The sequence below is a fragment of the Acinetobacter sp. Z1 genome, assembly GCF_024296945.1.
Classification (GTDB): domain Bacteria; phylum Pseudomonadota; class Gammaproteobacteria; order Pseudomonadales; family Moraxellaceae; genus Acinetobacter; species Acinetobacter beijerinckii.
In genome coordinates, this window is sequence record NZ_CP101115.1 from 1,515,417 (window position 1) to 1,529,205 (window position 13,789).

Below are 13,789 nucleotides of genomic sequence, written 5' to 3' on the forward strand. Positions count from 1 at the left end.
AAATTTTATCTTAGGATGGAATTTACTGCTTATTTTTTGCCAGATATAAAGAACTTGGGAAAGAGATATGAAAGAAGGACAATCGAGCCGAACTGCTGAAGCAGCGGCAGCATTACGTGCTAATCATTTCAAAAATGCTGAAAATCCCGTTTTTTCTGATCCATTTGCATTTGATTTGACCAGTAAAGGGTGGCAAAAATTACTTACGACACAGTTAACCGTTAAATTAATCAATTCTCCTGTGCTTAATCGAACCTTGGGATTGCTCACAGGACAAGTTGTTGGTCGCTCACGCTATGCAGAGGATTTACTTCAACAGGCGATTGAGAAGAAAATAACGCAATATGTATTGGTTGGTGCGGGATTAGATTCATTTATATTACGACAAGCACAACAATATCCGAATCTGAAAATTTTTGAAGTGGATCATCCTGATACACAAGCAGCGAAACAAAGAAAATTACAACGATTTGGTGAAATTCCTAAAAATGTTGAATTCGTGGCAATTGATTTTGAGAAAGAATCGATTGCAGATGCATTATCGAGAAGTAGTTTCAAACAAGATAAACCTGCATTTTTTTCATGGTTAGGAACAACACATTATCTTGAACCACAAACAACATTGAACACTTTAAAAAGCATTGCAAAAATTGCTGCTCCAAAAAGTGAAGTAGTTCTAGACTACTCGATTGATTATCGAGAATTATCAGGTGTAGAGCGATTTGGCAGCCTTTTTGTTTCCCAATTTACTCGATTTTTGAAAGAACCGTTAAAAGGGCAGTTTCGACCTAAGTTATTCCATGACTCTGTAAATCATATGGGTTTTGAAGTTGCTGAAGATTTATCAGGTGATGGTTTAAGTCATCGCTATTTTAATACTCGAGCTGACCATCTTCGACATACGATCGCAACACACATGCTTCATTTAAGATTAATCAAATAGATCTAGAAGCTGCTTTGGTTTATCTAGTGTTAAAGCAGCTTATAAATTCTTTTTTCATCTACGATTTATAAGGGTTGTAAACCTTGTACGATATGTTGGAATTCACTGCCATTTAACCAAAATGATTTCTTTAAAAACAAAGTGGTCATAATACTTTCAGCTGCTTCACTGTCTGGACTTTCACAAAACAGTCCATAGCAGTTACCTAATACCGTGTTATTCTCAATTAAGCGAATAAAATAGGCATGTTGTTCATCAGCATAGCCAAGAATAGCATCACGTTGATTGTTCATTTTTCATGTCTCCACATCAAAAATATTTGAATAAAAACTATCTGCTGAAAGATCAAATATATTAGTCAATTAGATCAATAACTTAATATCGTGCATGATATGCTAAATAGACCTAAGATACTGATTTAAAATATTAATTTTAGTTTGTTTTACATCCTTGTCTAAGTTGAACAAGCTAAAATCTGATCTATGGAATTTATTGTTATGCAAAAAATATTCTACGTCAACTTGAATTTGTAACTTTTTCAAGTTAAATTGATTTAATGCAAATCAGAGTTGGGAGGGGGAAGTTATGTCCAAAAAAACAGAATATGAACACGGCGGTGCTAGACATAATGCTGGACGTAAAGCTCAGTTTAGTGAGCCGACCAAAGTTATTCGAGTGCCAGAATCTCAAGTTGATTTCATCAAAAATTGGCTACTGAATAATGTCAAAACAGGTCAGCATTCTGATCTAAGCACTTCATTAAAAATCCAGAACGTACAAGCCAACAATGATCGAATTTACCACATTCCTTTGGCAACGGAACGTGTTGCGGCAGGTTTTCCATCGCCAGCGCAAGATCATGTAGAGCAAGCCTTAGATTTAAATCAATATTTAATTCGCAATGAAAACTCAACTTTTATTGTAAAGGCAAATTCACTGTCGATGTTAGATGTTGGAATTGATATTGATGACCCTCTCGTGGTTGATCGAAGTATTCCTGCAAAGTCGGGAGATATTGTCATAGCATTAATTGACAATGATTTCACAGTAAAAAGATTGATGATTGACCACCATTTTAGTCCGCCCAAAGTGTGGTTAAAAGCTGAGAATCCAGACTATCAGAATATCTATATTGACGAAGGGCAAGAATTGCAGATTTGGGGTGTAGTGACTTATAACTTGAAGCCGATGAGGTAATCGATATGGGTTTGCCACAACGAATTTTTGCTTTGATTGATGTGAATAACGCGTATGTGAGTTGTGAGCGTGTGTTCAATCCAAAGCTGGAAAATCGCCCAGTGGTAGTATTGTCCAATAACGACGGTTGTGTAGTTTCGCGGTCCTACGAAGCAAAAAAACTTGGTATAAAAATGGCCGTGCCATTTTTTCAAATTGAAGAGATTGTTCAACAGCATCAAGTTGCAGTTCTGTCTAGTAATTATGCTTTATATGCAGAAATGTCTAGGCGTTTCATGAATATATTAAGTGGTTTTGTGGATTCTTGTGAGCAAGAAATTTATTCGATTGATGAATGCTTTTTAGAGTTAACAGCGTATCAGCAACATTTTCAGTTAACTGACTATGCGCGTAATATACTCAATACAATTAACAATTGGTTGGGGCTTCCTTGCTGTATTGGTATTGGTTATTCAAAAACCCAAGCAAAATTGGCGAATAATTTAGCAAAGCAAAATCCATGTTTTAATAGCATATGCAATATAGTCGACGAAGATCCATGCGTTATTGAGGACTTATTATCTCAAACTCCAGTTGGAGAAGTGTGGGGAGTAGGGAGAAAGATACGACAACGTTTAGAAAAAATGCAGATCACCTCAGTTTTAGATTTAGTTGAAGCTGATCCTAAGATGATTGGAAAACAATTTTCGGTAGTATTAGAAAATACGGTAAAAGAGTTACGGGGCATCGCCTGTTTAGAAGTAGAACATATCGTTCCAGATCGTCGACAAGTTTTAAGTAGCCGCTCTTTTGGGCAGCCTATTTTAGATAAGGATAGTTTAAGTGAGGCGCTTACTGAATTTACTTTAAGAGCGGTAGAGCGCTTACGCAGTCAGAAACTTTTGTGTAAGGCTATTGGTGTCAGTATTCGTACCAATCGATTTAATCATGCACACTATAGTCGTCCGTTTACTACGGTTTATTTAGCTGACTATAGTGATGATCGGTTGGAAATTATCAAAGCAGTACAGCATGGTTTAGATCGAATTTATCAAGCGGGTCATCGCTATAAAAAAGCTGAAATTATCTTACTAGATATTATTCCACGACATAGCCATGCTATTGATTTATTTCAAGACACCACAGCAATGTTAAGACGACAAGAGCTATCAGTTACGTTTGATGATATTAATAAAAAATTTGGTAAAGATACGATGTTATTAGGACGATTAATTACACCAAATGGTCGCAAATGGGCAATGAATCAGAACTTCAAATCCCCAAGCTATTTAACCAATTGGGAAGAGATATTAAGAGTAAATTAACTTGTTTACTGGTATGAATATTCACTATTTTGACTCAAATTCATGCCAATATTTATGCCCTAAAGATAGGTAATTGGCTAAAAACTATATATATTATTTCTATTAAAATCTAAAAATTATGGACCTATGACCAGCAAGCATATTGATTTGAATAGTGATTTAGGCGAAAGCTATGGCGCTTGGAAAATGGGCAATGATGAGCAGATTCTTGGAATTGTTAGTAGCGCCAATATCGCATGCGGTTTTCATGCAGGTGACCCCTTAAATATTCTCAGGACTTTGAAACAAGCAGTTAAGCATGATGTATGTGTTGGTGCGCATGTTTCGTATCCAGATTTGGTGGGTTTTGGTCGCCGTAATATGGATTTATCCTATGATGAACTATATGCAGACGTGCTTTATCAAATCTCAGCTTTACAAGGTTTAGCTCAAGTTGCAGGAACCAAAGTAAGTTATGTCAAACCACATGGCGCATTGTATAACACTATTGCCACCAATTTGACTCAAGCTCAAGCGGTAATTGATGCAATACAGCATTTTGATGAAACATTAGTCTTAGTCGCATTGGCGGGTTCACCATTAATTAAATTTGCTCGTGAACATGGGCTTAGTGTTATTTCTGAAGCATTTGCTGATCGTGCTTACCATCGTGATGGAACGCTAGTTTCTCGTCGCTTAGAGGGGGCGGTTTTACATGATGCTGAAATCATAGCGCAGCGTGTACTGAATATGATCCAGAATGGCGGTATTGAGTCGATTGAAGGGGATTTCACGCTCATTCAGGCTGATACAATTTGTTTGCATGGGGATACGTTAGGGGCAGTCAAAATGGCGGCAAAGATTCGTGATGTATTGTTAGAAAATAAAATTGAAATTCGTGCTTTTAGTCGTTAAGTAAATTTTGAATGTTTCCAACGAGTGATTTATGCGATTTTTATCCGTTAATTTAGATTGTTTTCTTATTGAGTTTCAAAGTTTAGAAGAAACGATGGCAGTTTATTACTGCTTAAAACAGGCACAGCATCCGCATATAAAAGAACTCATTCCTGCGGCACGTAGCATATTGATTTACTTTGATCCTTTGCTAGTAGAAATTCGATCACTTATTCAATGGATTTCAAACCAAAAAATCAGTCAGGATGTTTTGCGTCAAGGTAAGGAAATAGTGATCAATACACGCTATAACGGAATTGATTTAAACAATGTCGCTGAATATCTGGGAATCAGTACAGGCCAAGTCATTCAGAAACACACTAATTCCGATTGGCAAGTTGCATTTATTGGATTTGCGCCTGGCTTTGCTTATCTCATCAACCCAAAACAAGTATTTGGTAGTATTCCGCGCTTAGCATCCCCCCGAAAAAAAGTCAGTGCGGGTGCTGTAGGACTAGCAGGTGAATATAGCGGTATTTACCCCAAAGAAAGCCCCGGAGGATGGCAGTTAATTGGACAGACTGATGAGATGTTATGGGATGTCCAACGAAAACAACCTGCTCTATTACTGCCAAGTGATCGTGTCATTTTTAAGGATATAAGCCGTAATCCAACGCAAGTTAGCGTGCCTGCGCAGTCATTTTCTCAAGATGATTCTTTTAAAAAATCAGCCGTACTTCACGTTAAGAATGTTGGTTTACAAGTATTACTCCAAGATGAAGGGCGTAAGCATTTGGCTGAATTAGGCGTAGGGCGAGCAGGTGCAATGGATCAAACTGCATTTCAACAGGCTAATTTAATTGTTGGTAATCCAAAGAATGCAGCAGTTTTAGAAGTTTTAAGTGGTGGATTAAGATTCGAGGTTTTAGAGCCAACGGTTATTGCTGTGACAGGTGCAGAGACAGAAGTTTGGATTAGGTATATTGGTACCGATAAAGTAAAAGTGTCGATGTACCAGCCAACTGCTTTAGATTCTGGCGATGAAATTTATATTGCAGCGCCTACAGCAGGCATTCGTAATTATGTTGCAGTACGTGGAGGTATTGCCGTTGAACAGGTTTTAAATAGTGCCAGTTATGACTCTTTAGCAGGCTTAGGTCCACGGCCAGTTCAAATCGATGATAAAATTTATTCTGCTGAATTAAAAACTCAACCTGTTAGTTTAAACGCAATCCCGATTAAATTACCGAAACAAGGTGAGACGATTAACGTTGATCTTGTCTTAGGACCTCGTACGGATTGGTTTGTTGAAGAAAGCCTTGATTTATTGTTTAAACAAACTTGGTTGGTTAGCACAGAGAGCAATCGAATTGGATTGAAATTAGTGGGTAATATGCCTTTAGAACGCCAGTTCAATCAAGAATTAGCCAGTGAAGGCTGTTGTACTGGTGCTTTGCAAATCCCACCCAATGGTCAACCTGTATTATTTATGAATGATCATCCGATTACAGGTGGTTATCCTGTGATTGCGGCGGTCGCATCCTATCATTTGGACTTGATCGCACAGATTCCAGTTGGATGCTCTATCCAATTTAATAAAGTCTCAGAATTCATGGACATCAAAGAAAATGCATAAAAAACATAAGCTATTGATTGCTAATCGTGGGGAAATTGCTGTCCGTATTATTCAAGCCTGTAAAGATATGGACATCACATCAGTGGCTATTTATGCAGATGATGATATTGCTAGTTTGCATGTTCAACTTGCCGATGAGGCTTGGGCATTATCAGGGCAAACAGCACAGCAAACTTATTTAGATATCAATAAAATTTTGGATATTGCGAATAAAGCCCAAGTCTCAATGATTCATCCGGGTTATGGTTTTTTATCGGAACGTGCTGAATTTGCCCATGCAGTGATAGATGCTGGTCTGATCTGGATTGGCCCATCTCCTGAAAGTATTAATAAACTTGGTGACAAAATACAGGCGCGTAAGATTGCACAATCGGTAAATGCGCCTCTGGTACACGGAACTGAACAACCACTCCAATCGGCTCAAGAAGCAGTTGATTTTGCGAAACAGTATGGTCTGCCAATCGCGATTAAAGCTGCCTATGGCGGCGGTGGGCGTGGTTTGAAAGTTGCAAGGCAATTGAACGAAGTCACCGCTCTATATGAATCTGCTGTGCGGGAAGCATTAACTGCATTTGGTCGCGGGGAATGTTTTGTTGAGCAATATCTAGATAAACCTAGACATCTGGAAGCCCAAGTAATTGCCGATCAGCATGGTAATATTGTAGTGGTTGGAACCCGTGATTGCTCTTTACAACGCCGTAATCAGAAGTTGGTAGAAGAAGCACCTGTGCCATTTATCAATGAGCAAATTCAATCGCAATTAGTGCAATCTTCAATTGCAATTTGCCGAACTGCTGATTATGTCGGGGCGGGTACAGTAGAATACTTACTCAGCCAAGATGGTCAACTGTCATTTCTAGAGGTCAATACGCGCTTACAGGTTGAACATCCTGTGACGGAACAAACTTCTGGTCTAGACTTAGTGGTTGAACAAATTCGAATTGCATTAGGTGAACCACTTTCTGTTCAGGAAATGCCAAAACCAGTAGGTCATGCAATCGAATTTCGGATTAATGCAGAAGATCCAGCGCGTGGTTTTATTCCAGCATTTGGACAGATCACTCAGTTTCAACCACCCTCAGGAATTGGTATTCGCCTTGATACTGGCGTGCAAACTGGAAGTATGGTTTCAAGTCATTTTGATTCTTTAATTGCGAAATTAATTGTGAGTGGTGCGACACGTGAGATTGCAATTCAACGCGCTAAAAGAGCACTGGCTCATTTTAAAATAGAAGGGATTGCCTCAGTATTACCATTTCATCGTGCGATCTTGTCAGATAATGATTTCATTGATGAATTTAAAGTGCATACGCGTTGGATTGAACAAGATTGTCAGCATGATTATCCTCACTCTTCACGCAGTAAACTGAGTAATCAAACTGAGCTAAAACGTTATCCACTTGAAATAGATGGCAAGTTGCATCAGATTGGTTTACCAAATGGGCTTTTTAGTTTAATGGGAACACAACAGCTCAATCAAAAATCATATGATTCAGATCCTGTTCAAAATGATAATGCAGTTCTAGCACCGATTAGTGGTGTAATTACAACTTGGAAGGTGCAAGAAAATAATCAAGTTGAAAAGGGTGATACCATTGCCATTATGGAAGCAATGAAAATGGAAGTTCCAGTTGTTGCGCATGAAACGGGAAAAATTCAAAAGCTGTTCAATCTAAATCAGACGGTGGTTGCTGATACAAAAATAGCTGAAATTAATTAAAATTATTTCTCTGTCAATCGACTAAAAGCCATTAAAATCAATTGATGATTTAATGGCTTAAATGTGAATTAGCGACGCTTATTGTACAATGCCATTGCAGCAGGCAAGTTTTTACGCATATCGCTAATACGCTGTGTATTTGATGGGTGGGTTGATAAGAATGAACCGCCACCTGCACCATCTAAACGATTCATTTTTTCCCACAGACTAATCGCTGCATTTGGATTATAGCCCGCTCTAGCCATCAGCATTAAGCCACCATAGTCTGCGCGACTTTCAAGATTACGTGAATAAGGTAGACCAATACCAATTTGACTGCCTAAGTTAATTGCAGCATTCCCAGCCTCACCAATGTTAGCACCCGCATAAGAAGTACCAATTCCGATGGCTAAGTTAGTCAGGGCTTGCGCACCAATTTTACTTTTAGCATGCTCTTCAAGGGCGTGAGTCATCTCATGACCCATAATTGCTGCAATCTCATCATTGGTAAGATTGAGTTTATTTACAATACCTGTGTAGAAAACAACTTTTCCGCCTGGCGCAACATAAGCATTGACCGTATCAGATTTTAATACTGCCAATTGCCAATCAAAACGTTGGCCTGTTTGATTCATTTGATCCGCGTACGGTTTAAGGCGTAAAAATACGGTATTAATACGCTGATAAGTGCTTGAGCTTGTATCAAGTTGATTTTTCGCACGAGCTTCTTGAGTCATTTTTGAAAAACCTTGAGCCGATTGAGCATTCAAGGTTGCTGTGTCAGCACCTGCCATTTCTGCAAATGATGCGCAGCCAGAAACCCCTAATATTGTCATCGCGCAAAGGCTTAAAGCCAATTTCTTCATATTACTCGCTCCAAATCAGTATTTTTGAATATATTCATGATTAATAAGGATTATAGAAAATGTTTAGATCGGATTACATTCTGAATATCTCTATAATCATAGTAATTATGTAATCAATGTTATTTTGTACTTTAAAACAAACATCCATAAAAAATTAAAGCCAGTGTAAACACTGGCTTATATCTTGGTTAACAACAAGGATGTTTATTCCTCGTCATCAAACTCTTCTTCAGTAAATGTGTTTTCTTCTAAAGAAGTATCGAAGATTAAAATCGCTTTACCATCAGTTTGAATCATGCCTTGATCTTCTAGTGTTTTAAGAACACGACCAACCATTTCACGAGAACAGCCTACGATACGACCAATTTCTTGACGTGTAATACGAATCTGACGACCATTAGGTAAAATCATTGCCTCTGGTTGAGCAGATAAATCAATTAAACAGCGTGCAATACGACCAGAAACATCGATAAAAGCAAGATCTGTCACTTTACGCGTTGTATTTTTCAAACGACGCACAAGTTGAGCGAATACAGCATAGCTTAGATCAGGATACTGTTTGCTTAACTCATGGAAGTTATCATAGGTAATTTCTGCTATTTCACATACATCACGGGTACGTACTTCAGCAGTTCGTTGAGGATTGGTTTCAAAAAGACCCATTTCACCAAAGAAATCGCCTGGGTTTAAGTAGGCAACAACAATCTCACGCTCGTCATCTTCACGTAATATAATTGACACTGAACCTTTTAATATTAAATACAGTGATTTTGATTCCGTTCCAGCGTCAACAATCGCGGTGCGTTTAGGGTATCTGTTAATATGAGCACGTTTTAGCAAGGCTTTAACTGATTCAGGTAGTTGGCCTGGTGATAAAGCGTCAGTGCTAAGTTGTGAAAAATTTGAAGTCATGCTTAAAATTTCCGAATTTGGATAAAACCGATCGCACAGGCTCTGTTTGAGCCTTTTCTACACAGAAGAGCTGAAATTCCTTATCAACTCATTTTATGTTAGTGTACAAGAACAGAGTAAATTTATAACGTTTCGTGGGTAGTTGCAATGCAAACAAGTGTACATTGGTTAGAGAATGTTGCTTTTGAAGCGAAATCAGAAAGTGGCCACAGTGTGGTGATGGATGGTTCGGCTGAATATGGGGGTGAAAACCGTGGTCCACGTCCTATGGAGTTGATTTTAATGGGACTTGGTGGTTGTGCTTCGTTTGATATTGTGACCATTTTAAAGAAATCTCGCCAAGATGTGACAGGTGTTGTATGTCAGCTAAAAGCTGATAGAGCAGATTCAATCCCAGCAGTGTTTACTAAAATCCATTTGCATTTCATTGTGACAGGTAAAGCGGTAAAAGCCAAACAAGTTGAAAAAGCAGTTGAGCTTTCTGCTGAAAAATACTGTTCAGCAAGTAAAATGCTTGCAGATGGTGGTGTTGAAATCACCCACGATTTTGAGATTGTAGAAGCAGAATAACACGATATTGTTTAGTTTTTCTAAAAAGTGATCTATGTTTAAGTAGATCACTTTTTTATTAGATTGTTATTTTAGAAATAATGTTGGATCTATACGCGCATTATTAAGACTCATTCCCCAGTGTAGATGTGGACCCGTAACACGTCCTGTTCTACCGACTAAGCCTAGTAGTTCCCCTTGACGTATAGGTTGTCCTTTTTCTACGTTAATTTTACTTAAATGACAGAACATGCTGATTAAACCTTGACCATGATCAATGAGTACAGTATTGCCATTAAAAAAATAATTACCAGTTTGCACCACAATACCATTAGCAGGTGCGATGACTTTCTGTCCAATTGGGGCTGGTATATCTAGACCAGAGTGAGGAGCGCGTTCTTCACCATTAAAAAAACGTTTTCGACCAAATGAATTACTAAATTTTCCTGCCGTTGGGCGAATAAAATTTGGAAAATGAGTCCAATTATTATTGCTAAATGAACTATATACATCGTTTTGCTCTTTAGCCTCGCGTGCATAACGATCTAGCTGATCTTGGTTAGGATTAACATAATCTTGATTTACTACAGTTAGTCGCTGCTCGGCATAAGGATAAGAGATTATTTCAATTTCTATTGGCTTAGTATTGGTCGTTAAAGTTAACTTACCTGTAGGTGCAGAAAGAGGAATACCTAGGACAGCATAACGCTGTTCATTTTGTTGTGTAATTAATACAGGATTTCGCTCATAAAAAACTTGAGTTGTATGAGCAGATAAAGGAATGACCGCTATGCCGCCTGCTCTGCGTGAATCTTGAGGTAATTCTGCCGATGAGGTATATGAAATTGTAAGAAGAGCAGAACATATAAAAATTTTATTAAAGTACATTTTTTTTAATGCTAAGAAATTATTCAGTTTAAAGTAGGTGAAATAGAGAATATAAGCAATGATACTTTTCTGATATTCCGGCTCAATGAAAAATTATACAAAATATACTTGAAATAGATTGTTTATAGACCCATATTATTACTGAGTTTTATTTATGTATTTATTTATAAGATTTTGAAAAATATATAAAATTTATTTGAAATTTAAAAAAACGTTCCCATCTAAGTGATAAGTTAAAAATTTGTTGTGAGGAATAACAAGAATGCGTTTTGAAAAATTTACAAACCGTCTACAGCAAGCCCTTTCAGATGCACAATCATTAGCAATGGGTAAGGATCATACTGCGATCGCAGGAATTCATCTTCTAATGACTTTATTAGAAGAACCCGCTAATTTGAGTTTGCTACAGCAGGCAGGTGCTCGTTTACCTGAATTAAAGCAAAAGTTAGAACAAGCTTTGCAAAATGCACCGACATTGGCGAATCCTACTGGAGACATTAATCTCAATCCTGAAGCTGTAAAAGCACTGAATTTAGCTGATCGGTACGCACAAAAGGTCGGTGATGAGTTTTTATCTACAGATTGGGTTTTGTTGGGCTTAGCCGAAACAGGTGAGACCAAAACGATATTAAATAGTGTGGGTATAACATCAGATAGCTTACGAAAAGTGATTGAAAATATTAGAGGAAATGACAAAGTCATGAGCAATAATCATGAAGATCAACGTGACTCTCTTAATAAATATACGATTGATTTAACTGAACGTGCTTTAGCTGGTAAGTTAGATCCAGTGATTGGTCGTGATGATGAAATTCGTCGAACCATTCAAGTTTTGTCACGTCGTACTAAGAATAATCCTGTTCTCATTGGTGAGCCAGGGGTCGGTAAGACTGCGATTGTTGAAGGTTTAGCACAGCGTATTATTAATGGTGAAGTACCAGAAAGTCTTAAAAGTAAACGGGTACTTTCATTAGATTTAGGGTCATTACTTGCTGGCGCAAAGTATCGTGGTGAGTTTGAGGAACGCTTAAAAGCAGTTCTTAAAGATCTTGCAAAACATGAAGGTGAAATCATTCTATTCATCGATGAGTTACATACGCTTGTTGGTGCAGGTAAAGGTGATGGTGCTATGGATGCGGGTAATATGTTGAAACCTGCATTGGCACGAGGTGAGTTACGTTGTGTAGGTGCAACGACTTTAGATGAGTATCGTCAGTACATTGAAAAAGATGCTGCGCTGGAACGTCGTTTCCAAAAAGTGTTGGTTGATGAGCCAAGTGTTGAAGATACCATCGCGATTTTGCGTGGTCTAAAAGAGAAATATGCAACGCATCATGGCGTACAAATTTTAGACTCAGCCATTATTGCTGCTGCAAAAATGTCACATCGTTATATTACAGATCGCCAATTACCTGATAAAGCGATTGATTTAATTGATGAAGCTGCATCGCGTATTAAGATGGAAATTGACTCAAAGCCAGAAGCTTTGGACAAACTTGATCGCCGTCTTATTCAGTTAAAGATGCAGTTAGAAGCAGTCAAAAAAGATGAAGATGCTGGTAGTAAAGCCGAAGTCAATCATCTTGAACAGCAAATTGCTGAAAAGCAAAAAGAGTACAATGATCTTGAAGAGATTTGGAAAGCCGAAAAAACACTGGTTGAAGGTGATAAGAAGGCACAAGTTGAACTCGATCAAGCACGTGTGGCTTTGGAAAAAGCAAAGCGTGAAGGTGATTTGGCTGAAGCAGCACGTTTACAGTATGGTGTAATTCCAGAACTTCAAAAACGTTTGGAACAAGCCGAAGTCGCTGAAGAAAACGAAGAGCCGAAACTCATTCGTACCAAAGTGACTGAGAATGAAATTGCAGAAGTTGTGAGTGCTGCAACAGGCATTCCTGTGTCGAAAATGCTGCAAGGTGAGCGTGAAAAACTTCTAAATATGGAAGAGTTTTTACATAATCGTGTGGTTGGGCAGGATGAAGCTGTTGTTGCTGTATCGAATGCAGTTCGTCGCTCACGTGCTGGCTTGTCTGATCCAAATCGACCAAGCGGATCATTTTTATTCTTAGGTCCAACAGGTGTTGGTAAAACAGAGTTGACCAAAGCATTAGCAAACTTTTTGTTTGATAGTGATGATGCCATGATTCGTATTGATATGTCTGAGTTTATGGAAAAGCATTCAGTTAGTCGTTTAGTCGGCGCACCTCCAGGGTATGTCGGCTATGAAGAAGGTGGTGTGTTGACAGAAGCGGTTCGCCGTAAACCTTATAGCGTTGTTCTATTTGATGAGGTTGAGAAAGCACATCCGGATGTATTCAATATTTTATTGCAGGTGTTGGATGATGGTCGTTTAACTGATTCGCAAGGTCGTGTGGTTGACTTTAAAAATACGGTAATCGTCATGACGTCCAACTTAGGTTCGCAAGACGTTCGCGAATTAGGTGAGGGTGCTAGTGATGATGAAGTTCGAACTGTCGTCATGGCTGCTGTGAGTCAGCATTTCCGACCTGAATTTATTAACCGTATTGATGAGTTAGTGGTGTTCCATTCACTCAAAAAAGCTCAGATTCGTGGGATTGCAGATATTCAGTTGGATCGTTTACGTTCACGTTTAAGTGAGCGAGATATGGGTTTAACTGTTGATGATACAGCGTTTGACTTATTAATCGATGCTGGCTTTGATCCTGTGTATGGCGCGCGTCCTTTAAAACGTGCTATTCAACAGCAAGTGGAAAATAGTTTAGCTCAAAAAATTCTATCTGGCGCATTTCAAGCAGGTGATAATATCCTGATTAAAGCTGAAGATGGGCATTTGGTCTTTGACAAAATGAAATTGAGTTAAGCTTAAATTTTAACAATCAGTAAAAGGCGGTGACAAAAGTCATCGCCTTTTTTTATTGATGCAACTTGTCAGATTTATAG

The 13,789-nt window shown here is 38.3% G+C and carries 12 protein-coding genes; 8 read left to right on the top strand and 4 right to left on the bottom strand.

Going from position 1 to position 13,789, the window contains the following annotated elements; all coding sequences use genetic code 11:
• Nucleotides 1-67 precede the first annotated feature (67 nt).
• Nucleotides 68-943 carry a class I SAM-dependent methyltransferase gene (locus NGC85_RS07020; protein ID WP_254805339.1) on the top strand — a complete coding sequence of 292 codons (876 nt, stop codon included), beginning with the start codon at nucleotides 68-70 and terminating at the stop codon, nucleotides 941-943.
• 65 nt (nucleotides 944-1,008) lie between these two features.
• On the opposite strand, the gene NGC85_RS07025 is transcribed toward NGC85_RS07020, so the two are convergent.
• Nucleotides 1,009-1,236, bottom strand: coding sequence for a hypothetical protein (locus NGC85_RS07025; protein WP_005054400.1), 228 nt, complete (start codon nucleotides 1,234-1,236; stop codon nucleotides 1,009-1,011).
• A 292-nt stretch (nucleotides 1,237-1,528) separates the two neighbouring features.
• Between NGC85_RS07025 and NGC85_RS07030 the strand changes: the two genes are divergently transcribed.
• The 5 genes from NGC85_RS07030 (at nucleotide 1,529) to NGC85_RS07050 (ending at nucleotide 7,673) form a co-directional block, all read left to right on the top strand.
• Nucleotides 1,529-2,140: a LexA family transcriptional regulator gene (locus NGC85_RS07030; protein ID WP_005062124.1), complete on the top strand. Its 612-nt coding sequence runs from the start codon at nucleotides 1,529-1,531 to the stop codon at nucleotides 2,138-2,140.
• A 5-nt stretch (nucleotides 2,141-2,145) separates the two neighbouring features.
• Nucleotides 2,146-3,444, top strand: a complete 1,299-nt coding sequence (locus NGC85_RS07035) for a Y-family DNA polymerase (protein WP_254805340.1) — start codon at nucleotides 2,146-2,148, stop codon at nucleotides 3,442-3,444.
• Nucleotides 3,445-3,570: 126 nt separating this feature from the next.
• The gene (gene pxpA, locus NGC85_RS07040) at nucleotides 3,571-4,338 is read left to right on the top strand and encodes a LamB/YcsF family protein (protein WP_254805341.1); all 768 of its coding nucleotides are present in this window, start codon (nucleotides 3,571-3,573) and stop codon (nucleotides 4,336-4,338) included.
• A 31-nt stretch (nucleotides 4,339-4,369) separates the two neighbouring features.
• The gene (locus NGC85_RS07045) at nucleotides 4,370-5,953 is read left to right on the top strand and encodes an urea amidolyase family protein (protein WP_254805342.1); all 1,584 of its coding nucleotides are present in this window, start codon (nucleotides 4,370-4,372) and stop codon (nucleotides 5,951-5,953) included.
• Nucleotides 5,946-7,673, top strand: a complete 1,728-nt coding sequence (locus NGC85_RS07050; protein WP_254805343.1) for a biotin carboxylase N-terminal domain-containing protein — start codon at nucleotides 5,946-5,948, stop codon at nucleotides 7,671-7,673. The genes NGC85_RS07045 and NGC85_RS07050 overlap by 8 nt, the downstream gene beginning before the upstream one ends.
• A gap of 68 nt (nucleotides 7,674-7,741) precedes the next feature.
• On the opposite strand, the gene NGC85_RS07055 is transcribed toward NGC85_RS07050, so the two are convergent.
• Together NGC85_RS07055 and crp are read right to left on the bottom strand one after the other, a co-directional pair.
• Nucleotides 7,742-8,518 carry a M48 family metallopeptidase gene (locus NGC85_RS07055; protein WP_005062113.1) on the bottom strand — a complete coding sequence of 259 codons (777 nt, stop codon included), beginning with the start codon at nucleotides 8,516-8,518 and terminating at the stop codon, nucleotides 7,742-7,744.
• 204 nt (nucleotides 8,519-8,722) lie between these two features.
• Nucleotides 8,723-9,430 carry a cAMP-activated global transcriptional regulator CRP gene (gene crp, locus NGC85_RS07060; RefSeq protein ID WP_005054388.1) on the bottom strand — a complete coding sequence of 236 codons (708 nt, stop codon included), beginning with the start codon at nucleotides 9,428-9,430 and terminating at the stop codon, nucleotides 8,723-8,725.
• Nucleotides 9,431-9,577: 147 nt separating this feature from the next.
• Here crp and NGC85_RS07065 point away from each other — a divergent pair, with 147 nt between their 5' ends.
• On the top strand, nucleotides 9,578-10,000 hold the full coding sequence (locus tag NGC85_RS07065) for an OsmC family protein (protein WP_005054387.1): 423 nt from the start codon (nucleotides 9,578-9,580) through the stop codon (nucleotides 9,998-10,000).
• A gap of 66 nt (nucleotides 10,001-10,066) precedes the next feature.
• Here NGC85_RS07065 and NGC85_RS07070 read toward each other — a convergent pair whose 3' ends face one another.
• Complete coding sequence (locus tag NGC85_RS07070; RefSeq protein WP_254805344.1) at nucleotides 10,067-10,867, bottom strand: peptidoglycan DD-metalloendopeptidase family protein; 801 nt, start codon at nucleotides 10,865-10,867, stop codon at nucleotides 10,067-10,069.
• Between the two features lie 262 nt (nucleotides 10,868-11,129).
• Here NGC85_RS07070 and clpB point away from each other — a divergent pair, with 262 nt between their 5' ends.
• A complete protein-coding gene (gene clpB, locus NGC85_RS07075) occupies nucleotides 11,130-13,709 on the top strand; it encodes an ATP-dependent chaperone ClpB (protein ID WP_254805345.1) in 2,580 nt (859 codons plus the stop codon).
• The last annotated feature ends 80 nt before the right edge of the window (nucleotides 13,710-13,789 follow it).

Bases quoted from the DNA above. Each gene is read 5' to 3' on its own strand.
- NGC85_RS07030 (WP_005062124.1), top strand. From the start codon at position 1,529: ATGTCCAAAAAAACAGAATATGAACACGGCGGTGCTAGACATAATGCT.
- NGC85_RS07055 (WP_005062113.1), bottom strand. From the start codon at position 8,518: ATGAAGAAATTGGCTTTAAGCCTTTGCGCGATGACAATATTAGGGGTT.
- NGC85_RS07065 (WP_005054387.1), top strand. From the start codon at position 9,578: ATGCAAACAAGTGTACATTGGTTAGAGAATGTTGCTTTTGAAGCGAAA.
- clpB (WP_254805345.1), top strand. From the start codon at position 11,130: ATGCGTTTTGAAAAATTTACAAACCGTCTACAGCAAGCCCTTTCAGAT.
- crp (WP_005054388.1), bottom strand. From the start codon at position 9,430: ATGACTTCAAATTTTTCACAACTTAGCACTGACGCTTTATCACCAGGC.
- NGC85_RS07035 (WP_254805340.1), top strand. From the start codon at position 2,146: ATGGGTTTGCCACAACGAATTTTTGCTTTGATTGATGTGAATAACGCG.
- NGC85_RS07025 (WP_005054400.1), bottom strand. From the start codon at position 1,236: ATGAACAATCAACGTGATGCTATTCTTGGCTATGCTGATGAACAACAT.
- NGC85_RS07050 (WP_254805343.1), top strand. From the start codon at position 5,946: ATGCATAAAAAACATAAGCTATTGATTGCTAATCGTGGGGAAATTGCT.
- NGC85_RS07045 (WP_254805342.1), top strand. From the start codon at position 4,370: ATGCGATTTTTATCCGTTAATTTAGATTGTTTTCTTATTGAGTTTCAA.
- pxpA (WP_254805341.1), top strand. From the start codon at position 3,571: ATGACCAGCAAGCATATTGATTTGAATAGTGATTTAGGCGAAAGCTAT.
- NGC85_RS07070 (WP_254805344.1), bottom strand. From the start codon at position 10,867: ATGTACTTTAATAAAATTTTTATATGTTCTGCTCTTCTTACAATTTCA.
- NGC85_RS07020 (WP_254805339.1), top strand. From the start codon at position 68: ATGAAAGAAGGACAATCGAGCCGAACTGCTGAAGCAGCGGCAGCATTA.